A 25,423-nucleotide genomic window follows, 5' to 3' on the forward strand; every position below is an offset into this window, starting at 1 on the left:
CCAGACGACAAGCTAAAGCGCGATGACGATCCGACCTCATCTCATCGCGCTTTAGGGCCATCAACCGGAAGGCCGCATCCGCGGCCTGCCCTTCTTCCGAGCCCATGCAAAAGCAAGCGATTTTCCAGTCAAAGCTGTTGCCTTACGCGCTGGTTGCCCCGCAACTCGCGATCGTCCTGATCTTTTTCTACTGGCCGGCCGTGCAGGCGGTGATCCAATCCTTCCTGCTGCAGGACGCTTTCGGTCTCTCCACCAGCTTCGTCTGGTTCGAGAACTATCTCGATCTGTTCAAGGAGCCGGCCTATTTCGCGGCGATCGTCCGAACCTTCGTGTTCTCGTTCGCGATCGCGGTCTCCTCGCTGTCCTTCGCGCTGCTGCTCGCGGTCATGGCCGACAGGCCGCTACGCGGCTCGACGCTGTATCGCACGCTGCTGATCTGGCCCTATGCGGTGGCGCCGCCGGTGGTCGGCGTGCTCTGGGTGTTCATGCTGCACCCCTCGCTCGGCGTGCTGTCGCGCTATCTGCGCGCCATGGGCATCGACTGGAATCCGCTGCTCGACGGCAACCAGGCGGCGGCCCTGATCATCCTCGCCGCGGCCTGGAAGCAGATCTCCTACAATTTCCTGTTCTTCCTCGCCGGGCTGCAGAGCATCCCGAAAAGCGTGATCGAGGCCGCTGCGATCGACGGCGCCCGTCCGATGCGGCGGTTCTGGACCGTGATCTTCCCGCTGCTGTCGCCGACCATCTTCTTCCTCTTGGTCATCAACATCGTCTACGCCTTCTTCGACACCTTCGGCATCATCGACACCATGACCCGCGGCGGTCCCGGCAAGGCGACCGAGACGCTGGTCTACAAGGTCTATACGGACGGCCTGCTCGGCGGCAATCTCGGCTCGTCGGCGGCGCAGTCGGTCATCCTGATGGTAATCGTCGTCATGCTGACGGCGATCCAGTTCCGGTTCGTCGAACGCAAGGTGACCTACTGATGGTCGAGGAGGAGGGCTTCCAGCGCTATCTGGCTCACGCCATCCTGTGGATCGGGATCGCGATCGTCGCCTTCCCGGTCTATCTCGCCCTGGTCGCCTCGACCCAGGACAACGCCGTGATCGCCAACGGCCAGATGTCGCTGCTGCCCGGCGGCCATTTCCTCCAGACCTACTACCAGACGCTGTTTGTCGGCACGAGCGGCTCGACCCGCGAGCCTGTGCTCAACATGATGCTGAACTCGCTGATCATGGCGCTCTTGATCGCGGTCGGCAAAATCGCGATCTCAATCATCTCGGCCTACGCGATCGTCTATTTCCGGTTTCCGTTCCGGATGGCGATCTTCTGGATCATCTTCATCACCTTGATGCTGCCGGTCGAGGTGCGCATCTATCCGACCTACAAGATCGTCGCCGATCTGCACCTGCTCGACAGCTATGCCGGCCTCTCGCTGCCGCTGATTGCGTCAGCCACCGCGACGCTGCTGTTCCGGCAGTTCTTCATGACCGTGCCGGATGAGTTGCTGGAGGCCTCGCGGATCGACGGCGCGGGCCCGGTCCGCTTCTTCTGGGATACGCTGCTGCCGCTGTCGCGCACCAACATGGCGGCGCTGTTCGTGATCCTCTTCATCCTCGGCTGGAATCAATATCTCTGGCCGCTTCTGATCACGACGCGCGACGATATGCAGACCATCCAGGTCGGCATCCGCAAGATGATCACGACGACCGATGCGCTGACCGAATGGCCGATCGTGATGGCGACCGCGTTGCTCGCGATGTTGCCGCCGGTGTTCGTCGTCGTCGTGATGCAGAAACTGTTCGTGCGCGGATTGGTGGAGACGGAAAAGTAATGGCTAACGTCACGCTGCGCAGCGTCCGCAAGACCTATCCCGGTGGCTTCGAGGCCATCAAGGGCGTCGATGTCGACGTCGGCGACGGCCAGTTCTGCGTGCTGGTCGGCCCATCCGGCTGCGGCAAGTCCACGCTGCTCCGCATGGTCGCGGGGCTCGAGACTATCACCGGCGGCGAAATCGACATCGGCGGCCGCGTCGTCAACCAGGTCGAGCCCGCCGATCGCGACATCGCGATGGTGTTCCAGAACTACGCGCTCTATCCGCATATGAGCGTCTACAACAACATGGCCTACGGCCTGCGCAACCGCGGCATGGCCGAGGCCGAGATCAAGACCCGCGTCGAGGAAGCCGCGCGCGTCCTCGAACTCTCGCCGATGCTGGAGCGCAAGCCGCGCCAGCTTTCCGGCGGCCAGCGCCAACGCGTCGCGATGGGCCGCGCCATCGTGCGCCAGCCGAAAGTGTTCCTGTTCGACGAGCCGCTGTCGAACCTGGACGCCAAGCTGCGCATCGCGATGCGGGTCGAGATCCGCAAACTGCAGCGCCGGCTCAACACCACGTCGATCTACGTCACCCACGACCAGCTCGAGGCGATGACGCTCGCCGACATCCTCGTCGTCATGAACGGCGGCCAGGTCGAGCAGGTCGGTAATCCGCTGGACATCTACCAGAAGCCGGCGACCACCTTCGTCGCCTCCTTCATCGGCGCCCCGCCGATGAACCTGATGCCGCTGCGCGCGGACGAGCTGAAGTCCCAGATCACGGGCGCCGACGGCGCCGGCATTGTCGGGATCCGGCCGGAGGATTTCGTGATCTCGAGCGAGACCGGATCCGGCGGTGTTGCGCTTGGCCTCACGGTCGAGGCGATCGAGCATGTCGGCGCCGAGACCTTCGTCTACGGCAGCCGCCAGCGCGAGGAGCAGGGCGTTGCCGCCAATCCGGGCGAGCTGCCGCCGGGCGAGGTGATCGTCCGGGTTCCCGGTGTCTCGGGTCCCGCCATCGGCGAGCGGATCCGGGCCGTCGCCCCCCGCGACAAGCTGCACCTTTTTACCGCCGACGGCCGCAAGCGCGTCGGGGAGTAACCGATCGGGAAGAATTTACCCCCATGTTGCGGGCGTTTAGGCTGGTTTCGGGGCTGCTTGAACGCTATCCAGATCGCCCCCATATCCCTCACTGACCGGAGGCCAGACGGCCCGCCGGTTGCATGGGGCGCCGCAAGGGCCCCTCAAAGTCGCTTCGAGAGGACTTTGTAATGTCTCGTGTTCCATCGTTGTCCAGTCCGTTCCTTCTGGGATTCGACGAGATCGAGCGTGCGCTCGACCGCGTCGTGAAGGGCGCAGACGGCTATCCTCCGTACAACATCGAGCGGTGCGACCGTACCAACGGGCAGCCTGAACGGCTGCGCATCACATTGGCGGTGGCGGGCTTCACCCGCGACCAACTCGATGTAACTATTGAGGAAAATCAGCTCGTCATCCGCGGCCGTCAGCAGGACGACAAGGCTCGGCAATACATCCATCGCGGCATCGCCGCGCGCCACTTCCAGCGCACCTTCGTGCTGGCGGAGGGGATGCAGGTGCTGGGCGCGGATCTGAAGAACGGGTTGTTGTCGATTGACCTGGCCAGGCCGGAACCTGAACGGGTCATTAAGACAATCGCTATCAATGAGCACGAATAATAGAAACAACGAGCGGACTCGACCGCTTATCTGACTGAGGAGTCGAGACCATGAGTGAACTGAGTACCACCACCATCGAATCCGAGAGCGTCACGCCGGAAGCGCTGGCCCATCTGGGCGAAGGTCATATCGCCTATGTGAAGCAGGTCCGCTCCGAGGACGTGCCAGATCTCTTTCCGCAGGCGCCGAAGATCGCGCCGGGCCTCAAACTGTTCGCACTGCACGCCGCCGACGGCACGCCGATCATGCTGACCGACAGCCGCGAAGCCGCAGTCGCGAACGCATGGAGCAACGAGCTGCAGGCCGTCAGCGTCCACTGACGCAGGGTTGAACTAGCATCCGGGAATTCAATGCGCGGGCATGCCTCGATACCGAGGCGGCCCGCGCATTTTTCATGGCGATGTGGTCGACGTGGTGAGCATCGGGCCCATGCTGAGCTGCACCTCGCCGGGCACGTTGTAGTCGCGCATCAGCATGCGGTTGTTCCGCAGCCCGCAGGCCTCCCGCTGCACCACGAACATCCAGAGCGCATGGCCGGCCTCCCGTACCAGGAGACGCCGTGCCTGTTGTGTGGACGTCGATGCTTCAGCGCGCGAATGGGCGGCATCGAACTCGCGCAGCCTGGCGAGCGCCTGCTCCAGCGCGCGGCCCATGCGGCCGAGCGCACTCGCCCTCTCTTCGGCGAGCTCGTAAGCGAGAACGTCGACGGGAACGCGATCAAGGCGAAAATCGCGGGACATCAGTCATCCCTGGTTCGCACACGCAATGTTGCGCGCGTTCGTCTTCCGGCGTCATCGGCTGGTTGTCAATAGGTGCTCGTGTCTTCGATCGCCAAGCGAAAGCTCGCTCAACGTGAGCAATTCAATGCGCAGCCCTGGGCAGCGGACCATGGTCGCGGCTCCATTTCGCTTTGTGCATTTCCGTGCTGTAATAAGTTCCCGCGAGAAACACTGCGACAGGGGAATTTCCAGCAAGAATTATTCGCCGCCAAATCGATTGAAGGAGATGCGACCATACAGAAGAGCTCGCTGATCAATCTCGTTGCTTCGGTGTCGATTTCCGTCCTCGCGACCGGTGTCGCGATTTCCGCGCAGGACAAGTACAGCCTGCAAGTGCCGAACGGGCTCGCGTTCTCCGAGTTCAGGGGATACGAGGACTGGCCCGTGATCGCGATCAGCGAGAACGAAGGCGTCATCGCCGCGATCCTGGGCAATCCGGCGATGATGGGCGCCTTCCGCGAAGGCATACCCGGCAATGGCAAGCCGTTCCCGGACGGCGCCAAGATGGCGAAGATCCATTGGATCCCGAAGAAGCAGGAGGCGTATCCCGGTCAACCGACAGTGCCGGGCGCACAGCACGACGTCGACTTCATGGTCAAGGACAGCAAGAGGTTCGCGGACAGCGGCGGATGGGGATACGGCGCGTTCGAGTATGACGCGGCGTCAGATGTGTTCAGGCCCGCCACTACAGCGGACAATCCGCCCCAGGAAAACGACGCGAAGTGCGGCTACGCCTGCCACACGGTGGTACAGAATCGCGACTATGTCTTCACCGAGTACGGCAAGAGGTAGACACCGGATCGCACGGGCTAGCGTGGCACCAGCCGCGCGCGGATGTCCGGCTTCAGCACCTTGCCGACCTTGGAACGCGGAAGATCGTCCCAGACCTCGATCTGCTTCGGCGTCTTGATGCTGCCGATCTGCTGCTTGACGAAGGCGGCGAGCGCGGACGCATCGACGGTGTGGCCGGCGCGCGGCTGCACCACAGCGACGATCCGCTCGCCCCATTTGTCATCGGGCAATCCGATGACAGCGCAATCCTGCACCGCCTCGTGGGCCCGCAACGCGTTCTCGACCTCGATCGAGTACACGTTGAAGCCGCCGGTGATGATCATGTCCTTGGCGCGATCGACGATGTACAGGTAGCCGTCGCCGTCGATGTAGCCGATATCGCCGGTGTGGTGCCAACCATGCGCCGAAGCCTCGCGCGTGGCCTCGGGGTTCTTGTAGTAGCCTTCCATGACCAGCGATCCGCGCACCACGATCTCGCCGCGCGATCCCGCCGGCAACAGCTTCCCGTCGCCATCCATGATGCCGGCCTGCACCAGCGGGCCGATCCGCCCGGCCGACGAAAGTCGCTCCATCGCGATCGTGCCGTCCGGATTGTAGTGATCGGCGGGCGGCATCATCGAGATCATCATCGGCGCCTCGGTCTGGCCGAACAGCTGTGCCATCGGCCCGATCCGCTTCAAGGCTTCCGCGAGCCGCGTCGCCGAGATCGGTGCCGCTCCGTACCAGAAACATTGCAGCGAGCTGCGATCGGCCGCATCGAGCCCGGGATGATCGAGCAGCATGTAGATCACGGTCGGCGGCAGGAAGGTGTGGGTGACGCGATAACGCTCGATCAGCGCGAGGAACTCGCCGATGTCAGGGTGGTGCATGATCACGACGCGACCACCCAGCGTCATGATCGGAAAACAAAGCACGCCGGCGGCATGCGTCAGCGGCGCAAGCGCGAGATAAATCGGGCGGCCCTTGAACGGGTAACCCATCAGGGTCAGCGCGGTCATCGCCTCGATGTTGCGCCCGGAGAGCATCACGCCCTTCGGCTTGCCTGTGGTGCCGCCGGTGCCCGGGATCATCGCGAGATCGTCGATCGTGGCGCGCTGATAGACATCATCAATAAGGTCGCCGAGCCAGCGCTCGAACGACGGCGCGAACGGCAGCTCGGCGTCGAGACAGACCAGCGCGCGCAGCTTGGGCAGGTCCTGCCGGACGGCGTCAACCATCGGCGCAAAGCTCGAATGAAACAGCAGCAGGCTGCAATCGAACTGGTCGAGAATGAACTTGTTCTCGGCCGCCTCGTTGCGCGGATTGATCGGGCACCACACGGCGGCGGCGCGCGAGATGCCGAACACGCAGGCGAAAGCGAGCGGATCGTTGCCGGACAGGATCGCGACCTTCTCGCCGGGAGCGATGCCCGACCGCTCGAGGCCGCGCGCGATGCGATAGCTCAGCCGCTGCACCTCGCCATAGCTGAGATCGCGGCCGTCCATGGTGAGACACGGCGCGTCGGCGCCGAGCGAGGCACCCTTATCGAGATAATCGATGAAGCGCATGGCAGGTCTCGCGCAAGAGGCGGGTGACGCGCAACGCGTCACCCGCGGGAGGAGCGTTTTCGAGCAAAACGAAAACGCTTCAGGGAACGGAGTGTTGAGCCCCGATCCGAGCGGGGCTCAAGCTCAATCATGCACGGTCAGGACCGGCTGGCCGACCAGGCCGAAGCTGCGCAATTGCCCGAGCAGCTCGCGATGGCCAAACGCCTGACAGCCGGACGCGAAGCCTACGCGCTTGGGCGGCTGCTGCAGCAGGTGCGCGGCAGCATAGGCCTGCAGCATGCCGGTCTGCTTGTAGTTGCTGTTGCCGTAGATGACGCAGTGCGCGCGCCCCAGCGGGCCGGAGGCATACACCGAATCCAGCGACTTGTTGACGCGCGGATTCTCGCGCGGCGGCATGGTGTTCATCACGCCGGCAGCGGTCTGCGCCAGCGCGGCGTAGCGGTCGTCGGGTTTCATGTCCTTGGTCGCCTCCAGCGCGGCGGCGACGATCTGCGGCACGCCCAGCATCAGCGCGCGATTGAACACGCCGCCCAGCACCTTCACGTTGGCGACGCGCGGATCCTGCTTGAACCACACCGGGTGCGAGGTGCCGCCCCACGGCAGCGCCAGCGCCAGCTCGTGCTGGCCGGGGATGGCGAGGTTGTAGAGGCCCGCATCGGGCTGATGCTCGACGTACTTGTTCTGCTCCAGGTAGTAGGCCTTGGCCATCGCGGCGTTGACCAGGATGGTCTGCGTCGAGGCGATGGTCGGGCTGCCGCCCCAGAACACGGCGATGTCGAGCGTGTCGAGGCCGGGCGTTTCCAGGCACACCTGCGCAGCGATCTCGCCGGTGGTGTACATCTGCGCGATGCCCGGCGCCAGCAGCAGGCCGGCATTGGCGAATTTCGTACCAAACTCCTGCTCGAGCGTGATCAGCCAATCCTGCTCACCGGTCGTGTCCGTATAGTGGCACCTGGCAGCCAGGCAGGCCTGTACCACCTCGCCGCCGAACTTGGCGAACGGGCCCACGGTGTTGAGCACCACCGAGGCGCCCTTGAACAATTCGGTCAGCGCGGCCACGGTGTGCGGCACCGACACGACCTCATAGTCGGCGGTCTCGATACCGGCCACGTTCGATTTCATCGCGGCGTTGAGCTTCTCGGCGCTGCGGCCGGCGGCGATGAAGGGGATGTTGTACTCGCGCAGATATTCGCAGACCAGCCGGCCGGTGTAGCCGGATGCGCCATAGACGATGACGGGCTTCTTCTCGCTCATTGCGATCCTCCGAAATGCTTGTTGTCGGCTTTGTTGCTACATGCCCATGCCGCCATCGACCGGCAGGCCGATGCCGGTGATGAAGCGCGCATCGTTCGAGCACAGGAACACCGCGGCGTCGGCGATGTCGGAGACCTCCGCGAGCTTGCCGAGCGGCGTCTGCTCCACCACCGAGCCGACCGCGGCGTTGACGTCGGGCGCGAGACCGATATTCACGATGTCGTTGGCAAGCTGCAGGCCCATGTCGGTCGGGATCAGGCCGGGATAGATGCAGTTGACGCGCACGCCATAGCCGAGCTTGCCGGCCTCCATCGCGCCGACGCGCGTCATGCGGTCGACCGCGGATTTGGTGCCGGAATAGACCGCGATGCTCGGAAACGCGATCGTCGCCGCGACCGAAGCGATGTTGACCACCGCGCCGCCCTTGCCCGCGGCGCCGCCCGGCCGCATCGCGCGGAAGGCGTGCTTCATGCCGAGCACGGTGCCGACGATGTTGACGTCGCACATGCGGCGCGCGTCCTCGGCCTTGATGTCGGCGACCAGCGAGGTGATCTCGATGCCGGCATTGTTGATCAGGATGTCGAAGCCGCCGAGAGTTTCGACCGTCGCTGCGGCGGCCCGCTCCCATTGCGCATCGTCAGTGACGTCGAGCTTGACGAAGCCGGTCTTCACCCCGGCCTTGGCGATCTCGGCGGCGCTGGCCTTGCCGGTGTCGTCGAGAATATCGCCGATCATGACCGCGGCGCCGGACCGCGCCAATGCCTGCGCGATCGCCGCGCCAATCCCCCGGGCGCCGCCGGTGACCAGGGCTTTCCTGCCTTCAAGGCTCTTCCCACTCATGACGTAGTCCTCCCTTTGCTTGGTGATTTGATCGGCGTGCCGTTGGCCCCGGCAGCATGGGCCGGCGGTCTGCGCATTCTGGGTGCACTGGTGGTGGCGGCAGGCGTCAGCGGGGCGCAGCGTTGGCGCGCCCGGCGGTGCATCTCCTCCTGTTTCTCGATTGGTCAGCCGTCTTGACGGTTGTCCAAATTATTGCGCCAACCCTCGTCCAGGAACTTGACACTTGTCAAGTCTGAATTTGACAAGTGTCAAAGAGGATGATTGTGAAGGGATGGAGCGCGCCGCGGTCGCCGCGGTATAGTTGCTCGAGGGAAGAAGCAGAGGGAAGGCACGGAATGGCGCGGCAAGCGACAGGGGCGGCCCAACGCGTGGCTGTGGCGGCCGAGGCGCTGCGCGACGAGAAGTTCAACGCGCGACGCGTCGAGCTCGCGGAGGCCGCGCTGGAAACGCTTGGCGAGCTAGGCTTCGCGCGCACCAGCCTGCGCGAGATCGCGCAGAACTCCGCATTCACGCACGGCGTGTTTCACTACTACTTCAGCGACAAGCTCGACCTGATCTGCTGCTGCGTCCGTCACTACAAGGCGAAATGCGTGACGCGCTATGACGAGGTGGTGACGACAGCGCGCAGCCGCGACGAATTGACCGAAGGCTTCCTCGCCAAGCTCGCGGCCACGCTCGAGAACGAAGCGCGCATGCATCGGCTCTGGTACGATCTGCGCTCGCAGGCGATGTTCGAGCCGGCGTTCCGCAAGGACGTGCTCGAGATCGACAAGAGCCTGGAAGCGATGATCTGGCGCATCGCCACGCGCTACGCCGAGCTCGGCAACAAGCGGCCGGCATCGTCTCCGGCGGCGCTTTATGCGCTGTTCGACGGCCTGTTCCAGAGCGCACTGCTCCGGCATCTCGCCAATGACGAGAAGGCCGTGCCCGATCTGCTCGGCGAAGTTCGCCGTCTGCTGCCGACGATCTGTTGAGAGAATTGCGAACGATTCGACTCCAACCTCCCCTTGAAAAGGGGAGGTCGCTTTGCTCGCCAGAGCAAAGCAGGTGGGGATTCGCACTCTCCACATACAGCGTCGCCCGCGGCTGCCCCCCATCCCGACCTTCCCCCTTTCGGGGGGAAGGAGAAGACGGGCCTGTACGGATGGAGCTTCGTAGCCCGGATGGAGCGCAGCGCAATCCGGGATTGGCGCCAGTTGCGAGATTTCCCCGGATTGCGCTTCGCTCCATCCGGGCTACGGAGATTGAAACGATCGCGCATTGATGTGCGCCACCGCGTGGCGCGCAGTCTATGTCTTGGTGACAGTTGCGCGAACGAATCCGCGAATGCGGATGACTACGCCGCGCTCGCCGGCGGCAGCGCGAGCACGGAGTAGATCGCCTGGGCGTCGCGCGAGGCTCGCAGCTTCTTGGCGACGTCCTGGTCGCGCAGCAGGCGGGCGATTCGCGCCAGCGCCTTGAGATGGTCGGCGCCGGCGCCTTCCGGTGCCAGCAGCAGGAAGATCAGGTCGACCGGCTGTCCGTCCATCGCCTCGAAATCGATCGGGCGCTCGAGGCGGGCGAAGAAGCCGAACAGCTTCTCCAGCTTGGGCAGCTTGCCGTGCGGAATGGCGACGCCATAGCCGACCGCCGTGGTGCCGAGCCTCTCGCGCTGCAGCAGCACCTCGAAGATGGCGCGCTCATTCTGCCCGGTCAGAGCGGAGGCACGCGCAGCGAGTTCCTGCAGCGCCTGCTTCTTGCTGATGACTTTCAAAGCCGGGAGAATCGCCTCGGGTGCGACCAAATCGGTAATCGGCATTGGGACGTTCCGAGGTGAATGACCGTCAGGTTGCGAAATAGGCTTTACAGCGGCGGCGTCAAGAAGATGAGGTGGGATGCGGGCTTAGCCCGGGTCCGGTTGGCAGGGCTTCTACTCCAACGTATCGGCGGTGCCAACACCTGCGAACCCTGTTCCGCCTCCCTTGTTCCTGGAGGCGGCGGACCATAAGCAGGGCCGGCTTCGGACGTCAATGCCATCTGCCAACTATCCTCAAGGGCTCACCGCCGGCGGATCGACCCAGCCGACATTGCCATCCGTACGGCGGTAAATGATGTTCAACCGGCCGCTGCCGCCATGCTGGAACACCAGGCAGGAGGCGCCGGTCAGATCGAGCTCCATCACGGCTTCGCTGACCGACAGCCGCTTCAGCGCGGTGGTTGCCTCGGCAATGATCACCGGGCTGTATTCGGTGACCTCGTCCTCGTTCTCGGGCGCCTCGATGACGTAGCTCGGCGCGTCGAGCCCGACGCCGTTCAATTCGGCAAGCGCGGCAGTCGCGGCATAGGTCTTGCGGGCGGAGCGATCCTTGAGCCGGCTCTTGTAGCGGCGCAGGCGCTTCTCGATCATCAAGAGCGCGGCGTCGGCGCTGGCATAGGCATCGGTGGCGTTGGATTCGGCTTCCAGCGTGATGCCGGAATCCAGATGCAGCGCGCAATCGGTTCGGAAGCCGAAGCCATCCTTGCTCAGCGTGATGTGACCCGAATAGTTGCCATCAAAATACTTTCGCAGGACCTCGTCGGTGCGCTCGCTGACGCGCGCGCGAAGCGCCTCGCCGATGCTGATGCTCTTTCCCGAGATTCGAAGGGTCATTTGATGCCTCAATTGCTGGATGCCTCGATCACTCTTGCAGGAGCATGATGCTTGCTGGGCTTCCGGCCACCTCCCTTTCTGGACGACGCTCGACCTGGAAAGATTGAGACTATCCCGATTTGGCGCGAACGCAACGAGCGCATGGCCCGCTACGTACCCGAACGGGGTCACGCTCAAGAAGTAACCTAAACGGGGGCTGTATCGCGCGACCGGTCGGACGAGGAGGCAGGAGCCGAAAGGGCATTACCGAGCATGCTCTGTTTGTCACGGCGGCGTTGCACCGAGGATGGTATCCGCATCGCCTCGCGATATTTCGCGACGGTACGGCGGGCGATATCAATGCCCGAGGCGCGCAAACGTTCCACGATCGTGTCGTCGGACAGGATCGCCGACGGGGCCTCGCCGTCGATCAGTTGCTTGATGTGGTGACGCACCGCCTCGGCCGAATGGGCCTCGCCGCCGTCGGCCGACGCGATCGAGGCAGTGAAGAAATACTTCAATTCAAAACTGCCGCGATTGGTCGCCATGTATTTGTTGGCGGTGACGCGCGACACCGTCGATTCATGCATCTGGATCGCGTCCGCGACCGCCTTCAGATTGAGCGGCCGCAAATGCGCGACGCCATAGGTGAAGAAGCCATCCTGCTGGCGGACGATTTCGGTCGCGACCTTCAGGATAGTGCGGGCGCGCTGATCGAGCGCGCGGACCAGCCAGGTCGCGTTCTGCAGGCAGTCGGTGAAGTACGACTTGTCACCGTCCTTGCGGATCGTCTTCGACAGCTCAGCGTAATAGGTCTGGTTGACCAGAACGCGCGGCAGAGTGTCGCTGTTGAGCTCGACATGCCAGCCGCCGTCGGGACCCGGGCGCACATAGACGTCGGGCACCATGGTTTGCGTCCGCGCGGTGCCGAACTTCAGTCCGGGCTTCGGGTCGAGTCGGCGGATCTCGGCGATCATGTCGGTGATGTCTTCGTCGTCGACGCCGCAGAGCTTTCGCAAGGCCGCGATGTCGCGCTTGGCGAGCAGGTCGAGATGCTCGACCAGCGCCTGCATCGCCGGATCGTAGCGATCGAGCTCGCGCAGCTGGATCGCGAGGCATTCGCTCAGGTTTCGCGCGCACACGCCGGGCGGGTCGAATTTCTGCAGCACGGCGACGACCTCGTCGACCGCTTGCTGCGACGCACCGAGCCGCTCGGCGGCCTGGCCGAGATCGGCCGGCAGGTAGCCGGCGTCGTCGACCAGGTCGATCAGATACTGCCCGATCATGCGCTGCGCCGGCGCCGAGAACGCCACCGCGAGTTGTTCGGCGAGGTGGTCGGCAAGCGTCAGCTCGGCGGCCACGAAAGCTTCGAGATTGTACTCGTCGTCGCTGGAGGCGCCGCCGCCCCATTCGGTGTAGACCGATGGCGGTGCATCCTGCGCGGCGCGCGCCGCCGCTTCCGCCGGCTCCTCGGAAAACACGTTGTCGAGGCGGGTATCGAGCGTCTGCTCGATCTCGGCGCGGCTGCCGAGGTCGCGGTTCAGCCATTCCTCCTGGCCGGGCTCGAAGGCGGCCTCGCCGCCTGGGCCGGCGGCCATGTCGGAGGCGTCGCCATCGTCCCCATAGCTGCTGGAACCGTCGGAATCGCCGTAGTCCGGCCGCTCCATGGCCGGCTCGCCCGCCACCGGCGGCTCCGGTCCGTCGGCGGCCCGCTCCAGCAGCGGATTGCGCTCCAGCTCTTCCTCGACAAAGGCCGACAGGTCCAGGTTCGACAGTTGCAGCAGCTTGATCGCCTGCATCAGCTGCGGCGTCATCACCAGCGACTGCGACTGGCGGAACTCTAGTCTTTGGGTCAGCGCCATGGAGGCAAGAACGATCCTAAAAGTTGGCTCGATTCTTGCTTATATTAGTCCGAAGCCCTTGTACACGGCTTGACGGATTGGAAAATAGCGCTAGAGGCGGAATTCCTCGCCAAGGTAAAGCCGGCGTACATCGGGATCATTAACGATCTCCTCCGGGCTTCCCTCAGTCAAGATTTCACCGGCATAGACGATATAGGCGCGGTCGGTCAGGCCGAGCGTCTCGCGGACATTGTGGTCGGTGATGAGCACGCCGATGCCGCGGTTGGTGAGATGGCGGACGAGATCCTGGATGTCGCCGACCGCGATCGGGTCGATGCCGGCGAACGGCTCGTCGAGCAGCATGTAATTGGGGCGCGTCGCCAGCGCGCGCGCAATCTCGACGCGGCGGCGCTCGCCGCCGGACAACGCGATCGACGGGCTCTTGCGCAGTCGCGTGATGTTGAACTCGTCGAGCAGCGAATCCAGCTCGTGCTCGCGCTTCTTCTTCGAGGGCTCGACGACCTCGAGCACGGCGCGGATGTTCTGCTCGACCGACAGGCCGCGGAAGATCGAGGCTTCCTGCGGCAGATAGCCGATGCCGAGGCGCGCGCGCTGATACATCGGCAGCTTGGTGACGTCGTGGCCGTCGAGCTCGATGGCGCCGCGATCGGCCTTGATCAGCCCGGTAATCATGTAGAACACGGTGGTCTTGCCGGCGCCGTTGGGCCCGAGCAGGCCGACCGCCTCGCCACGGCGCACATAGATGCTGACGCCGCGCACGACCTGGCGGCTGCCGAAACTCTTTTCCACGCTATGCACAGCCAGATAACCCGGCCGCTTGATGAGCTGCGGCGCGGCGGGCGCGCTGTTCCGGGCCGGCCTTGCACGCGCTGGCGCTGCTGCCGGTTGGGCTCGCGGCAGCTCGACGCCGGGAGCCGACGCGGCGCGCGCCATCGGCGGCGCATCACGCACCGGAGACGTCAGCATCTCGCCGAACTGGTCGTCGAGCGCCGTGATGTCGTCATGCGAGCGCGCAAATCCGGTACTGCGTTTCGCAGAGCGCCGCCGGAACATGCCGAGAAAATCCACCATCCCCGCTTCGCTTCAGCCTTTCACGGTGATCCCGCGACCTTGCCTGCGCATCGATCGATTCGCATGCGACGCCGCAAGCATGAGCCGGAAATCTGAATACCGGCCTTCCCGCGCGACAAAAGCGGACGCATTTGCGCGGAGATCATGCTCGAACAACACGGCAAAGCGCGATCACCCGCGCCTTGAATGAATGGATGCCCCTGTCCCGGCCGACATATTCCCCCTCGAGGCGCATTGTTCGGCCGGGCCGCTGCAGTAGATACAGTCTCGCCCCGCCGGCTTCAACCTCGCGGCCGCAGAATATTATCTAACCAATTGATTCTGCTTGACCTTACGTGAGGCTTACTTGGACTTGCCGCCCGGAGTCAGCTGCAGCGGCGACGGGGCCGGGGCTGAGCCGGGAGCGGCCGGCGCGCCGCACTTGCCGCTCTGTCCGCCCGGCGACTGGATGAACAGGCCCTGCACCTTGCCATTGTCGGCTTCGACGCGCGAGACGCCGGTGGTCATGTCGACCAAAAGGCGGTCGCCGCGCAGCACATTCTGGCACTGGGTCAGCACCACCTGGCTGCCGCCGCCGCCGAGCATCGTGATCAAATTGGTTTTGGTGTCGAAGATCGCGGTCTCGCCGGTGACGACCTGGTCCTTCTGGGTGACGACGACATTACCCTTCGCCTCCAGCCGCTTGATCGAGGAGGCGCCGCCGGGGCCGGGCGTTGCCGACTGCATCGGCGCGGCGCCCTTGGCGGCCGCACCCTTGGTGCCGGTCGGGGCGGGCGCCGGCGCCTGGGTCGATTTATCCTCGTAGAACACGACCAGCGTCTTCGACGTCATGGTGGTGTCGCCCTGCACGACCTTCACATTGCCGGCGAAGGTCGCCTCCTTTTTCTTGTCGCGCATTTCCAGCGAGGCGGCCTCGATCTGGATCGGCTGGTCGCGGTTCTGCGAGAAGCCCTGCATGGCGTTGGGCACGCCGCTCATCGAGCCCTGCGCGAACGCGGCACTCGCGGCGAAAAGCGCGGACAGGAACGCCGCAATTGCCATGCCGTGCGGAAAACGTCTCATCATCAAAATCATTTCGTGTTGGCGGACTTGCGTGGCTTCGGTGACGGCGGCGGCGGTGGAGCGGGCTCGGCCGGCGGGGCGGCATTGTTGTCGCCGAGCTTGTCGAGATTCATCACGACATTGCCTTCGAACCGCACCAGCTCGCCGCTGTTGTAGATCCGGAGCCTGTCGGCGGTCAGCGTGCCGTCGAGCAGCTTGACGTCGACATGCTCGTCCGACGACACGTTACCCTTGTTGATGTCGACGAAGGCCTGCGTCAGCCGGGCCTCGTAGCCGGTGGACGACTGCAGGAAGATGTCCTGGCGCAAGTCGAGCAGCTGCTTCTTGTTGTCGAAGAAGCCGGTGCGCGCATCCATCGTCACCGTCGACTGATCCTGTTGCGCCACCTTGGCGCGGATCGTCTTCAGCTCGACATGGTCAGGATCGGTGACGTCCTGGATCGCCGCCTTGGCCCACATCTCGTAAGGCCGTCCGTCGTTGGAGAAGCCGGCGATATGCGGCGCTTCCATCGTGATCTTGGTGCCGGACACGACGAGGTTATCCATCTCGAGCGGCAGCTTGGGGATCAGGTCGTGGAACGGATTGAACAGCGCGATGTAGATGACCACGGCCATCGCCAGGCCGACCATCGCGGGCACCGCGACACGCAGGATCCGCACCATGCGGCTGTGCCGCGCGGCGGCGGCAAAGCGCGCCTCGAGGCCCGTGACATAGGCTGGATTCTGAACCGAATTCACCTGAGCTCCAGAGGCGCGAAACTGCCCCTATTCTAGCCGGAGCCGCCCAAATATGCAGCCCGGACCTCGCCTCGCGCCCCCGCACCGGACCACGCGTGAACAGTTTGGCCGAAACGGGGCGGAACTGCCCCCGCCGCGACGAATTCGGCGCGCATCATGAATGGGCGAAAATGTCCTCGGCCTCCCAGCCGTCGAGATCGAGCCTGGCGCGGGCGGGGAGGAAGTCGAAGCAGGCCTGGGCGAGATCGGTCCGTCCCTCGCGCGCGAGCATGACATTCAGCTTGTCGCGCAGCGCATGCAAATGCAGCACGTCGGAGGCGGCGTAGGCGAGCTGGGCCTCGCTGAGGCTTTGCGCGCCCCAGTCGCTGGACTGCTGCTGCTTCGACAATTCGACGTTCAGCACCTCGCGCACCAGATCCTTCAGGCCGTGGCGATCGGTGTAGGTGCGCGACAGCCGCGAGGCGATCTTGGTGCAATAGACCGGCGTCGGCATCACGCCGAACGTGTTGTAGAGCACCGCGACGTCGAACCGTGCGAAATGGAAGATCTTGGTGATCTTGGGATTGGCGAGCAGCGCCTTCAGGTTCGGCGAATCGGTGTGGCCCTTCGGAATCTGGATCACGTCGGCGGTGCCGTCGCCGTTCGACATCTGCACCACGCAGAGCCGGTCACGGTGCGGATGCAGCCCCATGGTCTCGGTGTCGATCGCCACCGAGTCGGTGTAGCGGGACAGATCGGGCAGGTCGCCGCGATGCAGGCGGATGGTCATGCTGTCAAAAACCTCGTCGAATCGCCGTCGGAATAAACTACCGTCCAATCCGCCGACAGGCGAGCATGCGCCAATCTTCGGATCGCACTGGCATCGGGGCCGGTCTGGACCGGACGCGAGCAGCGGGAATCCTTAATTGTTCCGGCACAGATAGTTCAGGGTGTACCGCCATTGTGCAGCGGAGACAATGGGTTGCTATCCCTGCCGCGCGCCCCCACGCGGGCGCGCCATCACTGCCAGCTGACGCGCAGGCCGAAGCGGCCAGTGATGTCCTCGCGATGGAGGCTGTCCACCGAGGTCGTGTAGCCGGCGCTCGCATAGGCGCTGATCGTGCGATTGAGCTGCGCGGAGACGCCGGCACCGATCTCGACGGCGGTGCCGCGGCTTTGCACGCCGATCAGGTCCGTCGTCGCGAACGCGATGCTGCGGTCATTCGCGGCGGTGTGCCAGAGATTGGCCTCGAGATAGGGACGCAGTTCGGCCGTGCCGACGACGAACGTTGCCGGAACGCGCACGCCGAGCCGCCCGGTCAGCGTATCGGCACTGCCGAGCGCGACGCTCGAGAACATGTCGTTGAAGCTGTCGAACGACTGCCGCTGCCAGATCAGCTGCGCCTGCGGCTCGATCGCGAGAAAGCTGTTCAGCGGGATCGGCGCGCCGGCTTCCAGCGATGCGGCGACGCCGGTGCCCGACACCCGCGCGCCGACCTGACGATCCGACTGCGGGCTTGCGCCGTAGAAGCTGCCCATCAGCACGGCGTCGACATACCAGCCCGAGGGGCCGACATGGGTCCAGTAGCCGCCGATATTCTGGCTGTCGATCGAGAGCGTGCCGGTGCGGACGTCGTTCAGGCCGAGCGCGAAGCCGTTGATGGTGCCGCTGGCCCAGCCATACGCGTAGAAGAAGCCGGCGCGATCATGATGCTCGGGCGCGGACTGGATGCGCAGGATGTCGACGCCGACCTGCACGCCGGCCATGGTGCCGTCGAAGGCGGGGCTGACCGTGCCGGCCCAGCTCTGCGAGCTGTGCGAGCCATAGGCACGCGCCCACGCCGCCGGCTGTTCGCCGCCGCTGGTCAGCAAAGCCTGATCGCCCTGGCGCTGATGGAAGGTGCCGAGCGTCGCCAGCCCGAGCTTTTGCGCCACCTGCGGCAGCGCCGAATAGACCGACACCTCTTCACGGTAGAGCTGGACCGGCGCGGCGCCTGCCGGCGGCGGCGTCAGCGACGACAGATCCTCCGCGGGCAGCCCCGGAGGCGGCGGCACCACGTTGGGCGATGAAGGGGGCGCCGGTGCAGCCACAGCCGGGGGCGCAGGCGAGGCCGTGCCGGGCAACAATGTCGAGCGCAGATACCAGTTGTTGGCGCTGCCGGCGGAGACGCCGCCGCGGAACAGCAGATATTCGTGGGCGCCGGCCACGACGGCGTTGGTGAGGCCGAATGCGCCCGCAGCCGTGGTGCCGCCGTTGACCGCCTGCACCACCATGATGCCGTCGGCGGCGGTCAGTGCGCCCGCGCCGCCGGCATTGGTGACGGTCACCGCGGTCGAGCCCGACGCATTGCCGCCGGAGATGACGAGCCGATCCGACGGCGACCCATCGCCACCGAGCACGGTGCGCAGATAGAGCCCGCCGCCATTGCCGACATAGTTGCCCGCGATCGTCAGGCTATTCGCGGCGGTGGCGCCGCCGTTGGTCAAATTGATCACGCCGGCATTGGTGACGGTGATCGGCGGGCCGCCCGGAAACGGCGTGATCGACGGATTGGCGCCGTTGCCTGCCAGCAGGCTGGTGCCGGCCGCGATCGTCACATTGCCGGTCAGCGACGTCTGCAGCGTAAGCGAACCGCTGTTGATGAAGGTGTTGGCGAAGGTGCCGGTACCGGCCCAGGTCCAGTCATTGCCTTCCATCGTCAGCGTCTGGAATCGCGCGAACGCATTGTCGACCGTGCCGCTGCCTTGCAGCCGCACCTGGTTGTTGCCGCCGCCGCCATCGGCAAGGCCAACGATCTGCGAGCCGGTTTGCAGGATCATGGTCACGGCACCGCTGCCGCCAGCGAGCGCCGTGCCGCCGTTGCCGGCGATCAGGCCGGCATTGACGATGGTGGTGGCGCCGTTGAGCGTGCGGATCGCGGGTCCCGCCTGGCTGATGATCTTGCCGCCGGCGAGGTTCTCGATGCGGGCGGTGAACGACGATCCGGCGGTGTTGGAGAACACGCCGTCGGCATTGACGCCGCGCGCCTCGATCGTGCCGTTGTTGCGCAGGACGCCGGCATTGCCTTGCATGAACACGGTGTTGTTGGCGGTGCCGCCCGCGTCGCCACCGGTCGTCAGCAGCGTGCCGGTATTGGTGATGGTCGCAAACTGGCCGGCGGAGAAGATCGCACGGGCGCCTGCGCCGGCCGTGGTGATGGTGCCGCTATTGGTGAAGGTGTTGCTGTCGCCGGTCTGCACAAAAAGGCCGTGCGATTGCGGGCCCTGGGTGGTGATCGTCCCGGTATTGATCAGCGTGTTGTTGTTGTGCTGCGTGAGACCGGTGATGGCAAGGCCGCGCGAGGTGCCGTTCTGCGTCGTGATCGTGCCGTTGTTGATCAGCGTGTTGCCGTTACTGCTGGCGGCGATCGCATTGCTGCCGGCGCCCGAGGTCGTGATCACGCCCGACGCGCCGTTGGTGAAGACATTGCCGTTGCCGCTGCCGAAGATGCCGGTGCCACCGCCGCTGATGGTCAGCGTGCCGTTGTTGGTGGCGGCGCTGCTGGAGACAAGGCCGATCGCGGTCGCTCCGGCGCCCGGCGTGATGCCGGCGCCCTGCAGCACGTTCACGGTGACGTTCGAGCTGCCGGCAACGGCCTGCACGCCGGCCGGCGAGGGATTCGGCGCTGCGGTCGAACAGGTTACCGTCTGCCCGCTCGCTGGCGCGAGACTGTCGCAGGCCGCAAACGCCGGCGACGCGGACAACAGACAACCGCCACCCAAGGCCGTGCACGACAGGATCGCCGCGAGCCGCGAGGAAACCATGCCCCTACTCCACCGTCGGCGCGAAGCCGAGCCCCCGGCCTCGCCGCCATCTGCTACTCCGCCCCGCTCTCAGCTCCGCTCCGTTCAAGCTTGAAACGATTTACAGCGACCTGTTGCGCGGTCGCCACAGACGGAACCATGAGATGCATCAGTCCGATTCACATCCTTGACGTGCGTACTCTTCCAAGGTTGTGAAGTACAGCATTCACCCGTTGCAGTTATCGACCGACACAACCGGAAACAATCGCCATGGCGTCTCGGGCGCGCCGCTGCCCCCATTTTCTCGCCAAGTTCGACGTGGGCACGCGGCCAAGTCGGGGCGAAGTCGGGGCCAAGTCATTGCCGCTACGCGTTCGATTTCGAGGGAACTGTTGCCCGTGCGCCCCATGAAATCCGGCCGCGCCCTCCCTATCTGTTGCCGGCCAGCACCGGCCTCCCCAATGAAATGAGCCTTATGTCCGACCAGACCATCGCTGCGCCGATCGACGACGACCAGCAGGAGCGTGGCTTCTCGCGCTACCAATCGTTCCTGATCGCGCTGCTCGCCTTCACGCAATTCACGCTGATCCTCGATTTCATCATCATGTCGCCGCTCGGCGCCATCCTGATGCCGTCGCTGAACATCACGGCCGGGCAATTCGGCGTCGCGGTCTCGGCCTACGCGTTCGCGGCCGGCATTTCCGGCGTCCTCGCCGCCGGCTTTGCCGATCGCTTCGACCGCAAGCGGCTGCTGCTGTTCTTCTATGTCGGCTTCATGCTCGGCACCGTTCTCTGCGCGCTGGCGCAGAATTTTCACGTGCTGCTGCTCGGCCGCATCGTCACCGGCATTTTCGGCGGGGTGATCGGCTCCGTGGTGCTTGCCATCGTCACCGACCTGTTCCCGCTGCAACAGCGCGGCCGCGCCATGGGCGTGCTGCAAACGGCGTTCGCCGCGAGCCAGGTGCTCGGCGTTCCGGCCGGCCTGTTCCTGGCCAATCACTTTAACTGGCACATCTGCTTCGTGGCCATCGTCGGCCTGTCGATTGTCGCGATCGCGGCGATTGCAATCGCGATGCATCCGGTCGATGCCCATCTCAAATTGCAGCACGACAGCAATCCGTTCCGCCACCTGATCGCGACCGTGGGCCAGCCGCGCTACACGCTGGCCTTCCTGGTGACCACGCTGCTCGCGACCGGCGGCTTCATGCTGATGCCGTTCGGCAGCGCCTTCACCGTGCATAATCTCGGCATCGACATCGTCCACCTGCCGACGATCTATCTCGTCTCAGGCCTGTTCAGCATCATCATCGGACCGCTGGTCGGCCGCGCCAGCGATGCGTTCGGCAAATATCCGACCTTCGCATTCGGCTGCGTGGTGACCGTGATCATGGTGCTGATCTACACCAACCTCGGCCACGTCTCGCTGCTGACCGCGATCGTGGTTAATGTGCTGATGTTCATCGGCATCTTCTCGCGCATGATCCCGTCGCAGGCGCTGATGTCGGCGATTCCCGACGCCAGCCAGCGCGGATCGTTCAGCGCGATCTCGGCATCCGTGCAGCAGCTGTCGGGCGGGTTGGGCTCGGTCTTTGCAGCGGCGATCATCGCGGAAAATCCCGACGGTTCGCTGCTGCATTTCGACCGGCTGGGCTACATCGTCGTCGCAACCACCATTATTTCGATGATCGCGATGTATTTCGTGCAGCGGCCCATCGCCCGCCGCGCGGGCCGACGGATCGTGTGAGGGAGGCGCCGCTCGTTCCGGCTACGCGGGATGGGACGCAGGCTCGGGCCTGCGCGCGTCCCGGCTAGCCGCCGCGGATGCCTGACCTCCGCGGTTGACGAAGCTCGGCAGCTACATTTGAAGCAAGGAAACGAGGGGAATTGTGCAGAATGCTTTGTCGAGCAAGACCTTGCGAAGGCGCTGCGCAACGCCGCGGAGCTTCGGGTGGTGTTCCACCAACCGCTTGGTGCGGTCCACCGCGGACATCACTCCGGCGGCCTGTCGGCCGAGCCTGGTGAGCGGAATGAAACTGTCGAACAATGGCTCGTCGTCCTTGCAGAATAGCCGCTTGTAGTCATGCGAGCCGAGGCCGAAGTCGAAGGCGCGATAGTGCCGGCCGGCAAAATGATGGATGATTTCCTGCATCAAGAGCAGGCCGGGACTGAATTTCGCGTTGCCTGACAAAGTGTAGGTGTTGAACATCGTCGAGAAGCGGTGGCCATCGGCAGCCAAGGCGAAGATCGCGATCACTTCCTCGTCGCATTCGAGCGCATGGATTTCGATGACACGGCCGCCGTGGGACAGCCTTGTCATGCAGGCGGCGCGGATGAATTGCTCCACGGCGCGTTCGGCGAACACATTGGACTGCTTCCGCTCGGCCAACCGCTCCGACTTCACGCGGAAGAACCAGTCGAGCAGGCGGTCGATGTCGGCATCAGCGGAGGCGACGTGATAGCGGTAGCCGGTCAGCTCCAGCAGTTTGCGCTGCTTGAGCTTCATGCGGCGGGAGGGATTGCCGACCAGGTTCACGGCCGTTGCGCCCGGCTCGATTGTGCGCATCGGGCAGTTCAAGACCAAGGGCTCATGAGGCAGCAGCGCCAGCGGGTTTTGCACGCCGCGCCACTGCGCCGGCTGCTGGCGCAACGCCAGCACGTCGACTTTGTCACGCTTGGCGAGCATCGCCATGAATGCGTGGAGATCGGCCTTCGTGGCACCGGAAGCGAACCCGCGCTCCCACAGGCCCATATTGAAGGTTGCGTGCTCGCCGCCCATGAAGCTCGCGCGGCGCACGCCGAGAGCCGTTTGCAGGGCAAGCGGCAGCAAGCCCCGTGCTTGGCCATCGCCGTCACGCGCGATAACGATGAAAGGCGACAGTCCCGCGCGCTGACCGACCTCACGCTGCCACGGGGCGAGGAAGTCGAACCGCTGAAAGGGCGTGATGGAATGACTCGAGTTCTCAAGACTCCGCCAGATCGTCTCGGCGGCGTCGAGATCGTGGACGACGTCGACGGCGGCGATGCGCGTTGCTCGCGCCGTCCGGCTTTCGATCGCGATCATCGCCAAGCTCTGTCGTGGTGTATAGTCGCAGCGGGGCTGAGGCCGTCCAGTCGGCGCCGATCTGAGCGTAATTCGATGCCGGGACAAAATTGGCAAAAATGCCGCAGGACGAGAGAACTGGGATTACCTCCATCGTTTATTCGTTGGTCATGAAGCTGTCGTTTCCGTTTCGGATACACCTGCCTTCAGGCTCCATGTCGACAACGGAAGCATGTATTCGGCGGCCACGCGGTCAACACACCGCCACGGTTCATCTCGTGATATCAAGCTGCGATGGCGGATCACTTGGTACAGCCCGGCATTATCGAAATTGCGATCGAGCCCAGGTCGAAGGCCGACCATCAGCGGCTCGAGGCTGCGCTCGCCGAGCTGACGGCGGGGGATCCCTCGTTCCTCGTGTCGACTAATCATGTGTCCGGCCAGATCATCCTGAAGGGCGTCAGCGAGCTGCAGCTCGACACCAAGATCGACCTCTTGAAGCGCGCTTACGAAATCGACGCGCGTATCGGCGCACCGCAGGTGGCATTCCTCGAGCGGATCACCTGTCGGGTCGAGCACAGCTACACTCACAAGCGGCAGAGCGGCGGCGCCGGCCAGTTCGCTTCCGTCACCCTCGTGGTCGAGCCGAACGAGCCGGGCAAGGGCTACGCTTTCGAATCGAAGATCGCCGACGGCGCCGTGCCGAAACAGTACGTCCCCGGCATCGAGAAGGGTCTCGTGAGCCTCTTGCCCTCGGGCGTGGTCGCCGGCTTCCCCGTGGTCGACGTCAGGGTGCAACTGACCGACGGCAAGTTCCACGACGTCGACTCGTCGGCACAGGCCTTCGAGATCGCCGCGCGCGCCTGCTTCCGCGAGGCGCTGCAAATGGGCAAGTCAGTGCTGCTCGAGCCGATCATGAAGGTCGAGGTGGTGACGCCGGAGGATCGCTTGGCTGCTGTCATGCACGACCTGCGCCTGCGCCGTGGCAATATCCAGAATCAAATCGCGCACAACGACGGCATTGCCATCACGGCAATGGTGCCGCTGAAAAACATGTTCGGCGGCTATACGAATGGCCTGCGTGCCGCAGGCCAGGGCCGCGCGACCTTCACCATGCAGTTCGATCACTACGCCGAGGCGCGGCCGAACGATGACGACCCGCCGTTCGGTCCGGCGATGGGAATGCGCGCCTAGGTGCTGGGCGAACCCGAGACGCAGAAAGCCCGCACCGTGGCAGGTTACGGCTTCGCCGCACCCATCCTCCGGATACCGAGCGATTTCAATCGCTTAAAAAGGGGGTGGTGCCCAGGAAAGGACTCGAACCTTCACGGCCGTTAAGCCACTGGCACCTGAAGCCAGCGCGTCTACCAATTCCGCCACCTGGGCATGTGGAGCGGCTTAGTAAGGATCGGTTGCGCGCTTGTCAAATTCGCGATTGGAAATTCAAATACCCTGTACAGGATAAGGCCGATGGCGTATCGCCAGACGGTTAACCCACGTCAATCGCTCTCGAATCCCACAGGAATCACCCCATGGCATCGAACCTGGACACGCTCGTCACGGTCTTCGGCGGATCGGGTTTTCTGGGGCGGAACGTGGTCCGGGCGCTCTGCAAGCGCGATTACCGCGTCCGAGTCGCGGTGCGGCGGCCTGAACTGGCCGGTCATCTGCAGCCGCTCGGCCGTGTCGGGCAGATTCATGCCGTCCAGGCCAATGTGCGCTATCCGGCCTCGGTCGAGGCGGCGATGCGTGATTCGCATATCGCCATCAACCTGGTCGGCATCCTGGCCGAGGGCGGCGGGCAGAGCTTCGATGCCGTGCAGGTGAAGGGTGCCGAGAGCATCGCCAAGGCGGCGGCCGCTGCCGGCGGGCGGATGGTCCATGTCTCGGCGATCGGGGCCGACGCGGATTCGCCCTCGAGCTATTTCCGCGCCAAGGCGGAGGGCGAGGCGGCGGTGCTGGCGGCCTTGCCACAGGCCACCATCATGCGGCCGTCGCTGTTGTTCGGGCCCGAGGATCAGTTCACCAACCGCTTTGCGGCGCTGGCACGGATGTCGCCGGTGCTGCCGCTGGTCGGCGGCGGGGTCAACACGGTGCAGCCGGCCTATGTCGGCGACGTCGCGGTCGCCGTCGCCGATGCCGTGGACGGCAAGGCGAAGCAGGGCGCAGCTTACGAGCTCGGCGGGCCGGAAGTGCTCACCATGCGCGAGGTGATGCAGATCATCCTCAAGATCACCCAGCGCGATCGCATGCTGGCGCCGCTGCCGTTCGGCCTCGCCAAGTTCCAGTCGTACTTCCTGCAGTTCGCGCCGGGGCCGTTCACGCTGACACCGGACCAGGTCGCGATGCTGCGTTCGGACAACGTGGTGTCCGACGCCGCCAAGGCCGCCGGCCTGACCTTCGCGGGCCTCGGCATCTCGCCGGATTCGATGGAAGCGATCGCCCCGCAATATCTCTGGCGCTTCCGCGCCACCGGCCAGTTCCAGAAGAAGAGCGCGTAGGCGTTACCACGGAAAGACTGCGCCCCCTCTCCCGCTTGCGGGGGAGGGTTGGGGTG

At 64.7% G+C, this 25,423-nt stretch carries 22 protein-coding genes, 1 tRNA gene and 1 pseudogene; 10 read left to right on the forward strand and 14 right to left on the reverse strand.

All coding sequences use genetic code 11. From position 1 onward, the window contains the following. The first annotated feature begins 104 nt into the window (after window positions 1-104). The 5 genes from ugpA to AC1VNY_RS16420 all read left to right on the forward strand — a co-directional run bounded on the left by ugpA (window position 105) and on the right by AC1VNY_RS16420 (window position 3,832). The gene (gene ugpA / locus AC1VNY_RS16400; RefSeq protein WP_304497916.1) at window positions 105-986 is read left to right on the forward strand and encodes a sn-glycerol-3-phosphate ABC transporter permease UgpA; all 882 of its coding nucleotides are present in this window, start codon (window positions 105-107) and stop codon (window positions 984-986) included. Then, the gene (ugpE, locus tag AC1VNY_RS16405; protein ID WP_482405931.1) at window positions 986-1,834 is read left to right on the forward strand and encodes a sn-glycerol-3-phosphate ABC transporter permease UgpE; all 849 of its coding nucleotides are present in this window, start codon (window positions 986-988) and stop codon (window positions 1,832-1,834) included. Before ugpA ends, ugpE begins: the two co-directional genes overlap by 1 nt. After that, a complete protein-coding gene (locus AC1VNY_RS16410) occupies window positions 1,834-2,916 on the forward strand; it encodes a sn-glycerol-3-phosphate import ATP-binding protein UgpC (RefSeq protein ID WP_028341716.1) in 1,083 nt (360 codons plus the stop codon). Before ugpE ends, AC1VNY_RS16410 begins: the two co-directional genes overlap by 1 nt. A gap of 170 nt (window positions 2,917-3,086) precedes the next feature. Then, window positions 3,087-3,512 (forward strand): Hsp20 family protein, encoded by a 426-nt coding sequence (locus AC1VNY_RS16415; protein WP_021082592.1) that lies wholly within the window; start codon window positions 3,087-3,089, stop codon window positions 3,510-3,512. A gap of 50 nt (window positions 3,513-3,562) precedes the next feature. After that, complete coding sequence (locus AC1VNY_RS16420; protein ID WP_016843536.1) at window positions 3,563-3,832, forward strand: BQ00720 family protein; 270 nt, start codon at window positions 3,563-3,565, stop codon at window positions 3,830-3,832. Between the two features lie 72 nt (window positions 3,833-3,904). Here the strand turns inward: AC1VNY_RS16420 and AC1VNY_RS16425 are convergent, their stop codons facing one another. After that, window positions 3,905-4,252: a DUF6665 family protein gene (locus AC1VNY_RS16425; RefSeq protein WP_482405932.1), complete on the reverse strand. Its 348-nt coding sequence runs from the start codon at window positions 4,250-4,252 to the stop codon at window positions 3,905-3,907. 273 nt (window positions 4,253-4,525) lie between these two features. Here AC1VNY_RS16425 and AC1VNY_RS16430 point away from each other — a divergent pair, with 273 nt between their 5' ends. Beyond that, complete coding sequence (locus AC1VNY_RS16430; protein ID WP_482405946.1) at window positions 4,526-5,083, forward strand: cytochrome P460 family protein; 558 nt, start codon at window positions 4,526-4,528, stop codon at window positions 5,081-5,083. Between the two features lie 17 nt (window positions 5,084-5,100). Here the strand turns inward: AC1VNY_RS16430 and AC1VNY_RS16435 are convergent, their stop codons facing one another. The 3 genes from AC1VNY_RS16435 to AC1VNY_RS16445 form a co-directional block, all read right to left on the reverse strand. Then, a complete protein-coding gene (locus tag AC1VNY_RS16435) occupies window positions 5,101-6,630 on the reverse strand; it encodes an AMP-binding protein (protein ID WP_482405933.1) in 1,530 nt (509 codons plus the stop codon). 123 nt (window positions 6,631-6,753) lie between these two features. Further along, window positions 6,754-7,884 carry a DUF5938 domain-containing protein gene (locus AC1VNY_RS16440; RefSeq protein WP_482405934.1) on the reverse strand — a complete coding sequence of 377 codons (1,131 nt, stop codon included), beginning with the start codon at window positions 7,882-7,884 and terminating at the stop codon, window positions 6,754-6,756. Window positions 7,885-7,920: 36 nt separating this feature from the next. After that, the gene (locus tag AC1VNY_RS16445) at window positions 7,921-8,724 is read right to left on the reverse strand and encodes an SDR family NAD(P)-dependent oxidoreductase (protein ID WP_482405935.1); all 804 of its coding nucleotides are present in this window, start codon (window positions 8,722-8,724) and stop codon (window positions 7,921-7,923) included. A 335-nt stretch (window positions 8,725-9,059) separates the two neighbouring features. Between AC1VNY_RS16445 and AC1VNY_RS16450 the strand changes: the two genes are divergently transcribed. Continuing rightward, window positions 9,060-9,698, forward strand: a complete 639-nt coding sequence (locus AC1VNY_RS16450; RefSeq protein ID WP_411779814.1) for a TetR/AcrR family transcriptional regulator — start codon at window positions 9,060-9,062, stop codon at window positions 9,696-9,698. A 362-nt stretch (window positions 9,699-10,060) separates the two neighbouring features. Here the strand turns inward: AC1VNY_RS16450 and ptsN are convergent, their stop codons facing one another. The 8 genes from ptsN to AC1VNY_RS16490 all read right to left on the reverse strand — a co-directional run bounded on the left by ptsN (window position 10,061) and on the right by AC1VNY_RS16490 (window position 19,847). Then, entirely contained in the window at window positions 10,061-10,522 is a 462-nt protein-coding gene (gene ptsN / locus AC1VNY_RS16455; protein WP_095731866.1) for a PTS IIA-like nitrogen regulatory protein PtsN, read from the reverse strand. A 231-nt stretch (window positions 10,523-10,753) separates the two neighbouring features. Beyond that, entirely contained in the window at window positions 10,754-11,353 is a 600-nt protein-coding gene (gene hpf, locus AC1VNY_RS16460; protein WP_028337939.1) for a ribosome hibernation-promoting factor, HPF/YfiA family, read from the reverse strand. A gap of 185 nt (window positions 11,354-11,538) precedes the next feature. Then, a complete protein-coding gene (gene rpoN, locus AC1VNY_RS16465; protein WP_456683987.1) occupies window positions 11,539-13,194 on the reverse strand; it encodes an RNA polymerase factor sigma-54 in 1,656 nt (551 codons plus the stop codon). A gap of 90 nt (window positions 13,195-13,284) precedes the next feature. After that, entirely contained in the window at window positions 13,285-14,265 is a 981-nt protein-coding gene (gene lptB / locus AC1VNY_RS16470) for an LPS export ABC transporter ATP-binding protein (RefSeq protein ID WP_482405936.1), read from the reverse strand. Between the two features lie 342 nt (window positions 14,266-14,607). After that, window positions 14,608-15,339: an LptA/OstA family protein gene (locus AC1VNY_RS16475; protein WP_482405937.1), complete on the reverse strand. Its 732-nt coding sequence runs from the start codon at window positions 15,337-15,339 to the stop codon at window positions 14,608-14,610. Next, window positions 15,336-16,064 carry an LPS export ABC transporter periplasmic protein LptC gene (gene lptC / locus AC1VNY_RS16480; RefSeq protein WP_411779815.1) on the reverse strand — a complete coding sequence of 243 codons (729 nt, stop codon included), beginning with the start codon at window positions 16,062-16,064 and terminating at the stop codon, window positions 15,336-15,338. Before lptC ends, AC1VNY_RS16475 begins: the two co-directional genes overlap by 4 nt. A gap of 154 nt (window positions 16,065-16,218) precedes the next feature. After that, window positions 16,219-16,833 carry a ribonuclease D gene (locus AC1VNY_RS16485; RefSeq protein ID WP_076833773.1) on the reverse strand — a complete coding sequence of 205 codons (615 nt, stop codon included), beginning with the start codon at window positions 16,831-16,833 and terminating at the stop codon, window positions 16,219-16,221. A gap of 230 nt (window positions 16,834-17,063) precedes the next feature. Then, window positions 17,064-19,847, reverse strand: a complete 2,784-nt coding sequence (locus tag AC1VNY_RS16490; RefSeq protein ID WP_482405938.1) for an autotransporter family protein — start codon at window positions 19,845-19,847, stop codon at window positions 17,064-17,066. A 454-nt stretch (window positions 19,848-20,301) separates the two neighbouring features. Between AC1VNY_RS16490 and AC1VNY_RS16495 the strand changes: the two genes are divergently transcribed. Then, a complete protein-coding gene (locus AC1VNY_RS16495) occupies window positions 20,302-21,570 on the forward strand; it encodes an MFS transporter (protein WP_482405939.1) in 1,269 nt (422 codons plus the stop codon). 111 nt (window positions 21,571-21,681) lie between these two features. On the opposite strand, the gene AC1VNY_RS16500 is transcribed toward AC1VNY_RS16495, so the two are convergent. Continuing rightward, window positions 21,682-22,887, reverse strand: a complete 1,206-nt coding sequence (locus AC1VNY_RS16500; protein ID WP_482405940.1) for a GNAT family N-acetyltransferase — start codon at window positions 22,885-22,887, stop codon at window positions 21,682-21,684. A gap of 300 nt (window positions 22,888-23,187) precedes the next feature. Between AC1VNY_RS16500 and AC1VNY_RS16505 the strand changes: the two are divergent. Next, window positions 23,188-24,060, forward strand: a pseudogene (locus tag AC1VNY_RS16505) (translation factor GTPase family protein); the annotation flags it as partial. Window positions 24,061-24,165: 105 nt separating this feature from the next. Here the strand turns inward: AC1VNY_RS16505 and AC1VNY_RS16510 are convergent. Beyond that, window positions 24,166-24,252 (reverse strand) — tRNA-Leu (locus AC1VNY_RS16510). 146 nt (window positions 24,253-24,398) lie between these two features. Between AC1VNY_RS16510 and AC1VNY_RS16515 the strand changes: the two genes are divergently transcribed. After that, the gene (locus AC1VNY_RS16515) at window positions 24,399-25,367 is read left to right on the forward strand and encodes a complex I NDUFA9 subunit family protein (protein ID WP_482405941.1); all 969 of its coding nucleotides are present in this window, start codon (window positions 24,399-24,401) and stop codon (window positions 25,365-25,367) included. Window positions 25,368-25,423: the final 56 nt, after the last annotated feature.

This window comes from Bradyrhizobium ferriligni, from assembly GCF_056837965.1.

What these genes read in the sequence shown, in the direction of transcription:
- ugpA (WP_304497916.1), top strand. Translation starts at nt 105, where the DNA reads ATGCAAAAGCAAGCGATTTTCCAGTCAAAGCTGTTGCCTTACGCGCTG.
- ugpE (WP_482405931.1), top strand. Translation starts at nt 986, where the DNA reads ATGGTCGAGGAGGAGGGCTTCCAGCGCTATCTGGCTCACGCCATCCTG.
- AC1VNY_RS16410 (WP_028341716.1), top strand. Translation starts at nt 1,834, where the DNA reads ATGGCTAACGTCACGCTGCGCAGCGTCCGCAAGACCTATCCCGGTGGC.
- AC1VNY_RS16415 (WP_021082592.1), top strand. Translation starts at nt 3,087, where the DNA reads ATGTCTCGTGTTCCATCGTTGTCCAGTCCGTTCCTTCTGGGATTCGAC.
- AC1VNY_RS16420 (WP_016843536.1), top strand. Translation starts at nt 3,563, where the DNA reads ATGAGTGAACTGAGTACCACCACCATCGAATCCGAGAGCGTCACGCCG.
- AC1VNY_RS16425 (WP_482405932.1), bottom strand. Translation starts at nt 4,252, where the DNA reads ATGTCCCGCGATTTTCGCCTTGATCGCGTTCCCGTCGACGTTCTCGCT.
- AC1VNY_RS16435 (WP_482405933.1), bottom strand. Translation starts at nt 6,630, where the DNA reads ATGCGCTTCATCGATTATCTCGATAAGGGTGCCTCGCTCGGCGCCGAC.
- AC1VNY_RS16440 (WP_482405934.1), bottom strand. Translation starts at nt 7,884, where the DNA reads ATGAGCGAGAAGAAGCCCGTCATCGTCTATGGCGCATCCGGCTACACC.
- AC1VNY_RS16445 (WP_482405935.1), bottom strand. Translation starts at nt 8,724, where the DNA reads ATGAGTGGGAAGAGCCTTGAAGGCAGGAAAGCCCTGGTCACCGGCGGC.
- AC1VNY_RS16450 (WP_411779814.1), top strand. Translation starts at nt 9,060, where the DNA reads ATGGCGCGGCAAGCGACAGGGGCGGCCCAACGCGTGGCTGTGGCGGCC.
- ptsN (WP_095731866.1), bottom strand. Translation starts at nt 10,522, where the DNA reads ATGCCGATTACCGATTTGGTCGCACCCGAGGCGATTCTCCCGGCTTTG.
- hpf (WP_028337939.1), bottom strand. Translation starts at nt 11,353, where the DNA reads ATGACCCTTCGAATCTCGGGAAAGAGCATCAGCATCGGCGAGGCGCTT.
- rpoN (WP_456683987.1), bottom strand. Translation starts at nt 13,194, where the DNA reads ATGGCGCTGACCCAAAGACTAGAGTTCCGCCAGTCGCAGTCGCTGGTG.
- lptB (WP_482405936.1), bottom strand. Translation starts at nt 14,265, where the DNA reads ATGGTGGATTTTCTCGGCATGTTCCGGCGGCGCTCTGCGAAACGCAGT.
- AC1VNY_RS16475 (WP_482405937.1), bottom strand. Translation starts at nt 15,339, where the DNA reads ATGATTTTGATGATGAGACGTTTTCCGCACGGCATGGCAATTGCGGCG.
- AC1VNY_RS16485 (WP_076833773.1), bottom strand. Translation starts at nt 16,833, where the DNA reads ATGACCATCCGCCTGCATCGCGGCGACCTGCCCGATCTGTCCCGCTAC.
- AC1VNY_RS16490 (WP_482405938.1), bottom strand. Translation starts at nt 19,847, where the DNA reads ATGGTTTCCTCGCGGCTCGCGGCGATCCTGTCGTGCACGGCCTTGGGT.
- AC1VNY_RS16495 (WP_482405939.1), top strand. Translation starts at nt 20,302, where the DNA reads ATGTCCGACCAGACCATCGCTGCGCCGATCGACGACGACCAGCAGGAG.
- AC1VNY_RS16500 (WP_482405940.1), bottom strand. Translation starts at nt 22,887, where the DNA reads ATGATCGCGATCGAAAGCCGGACGGCGCGAGCAACGCGCATCGCCGCC.
- AC1VNY_RS16515 (WP_482405941.1), top strand. Translation starts at nt 24,399, where the DNA reads ATGGCATCGAACCTGGACACGCTCGTCACGGTCTTCGGCGGATCGGGT.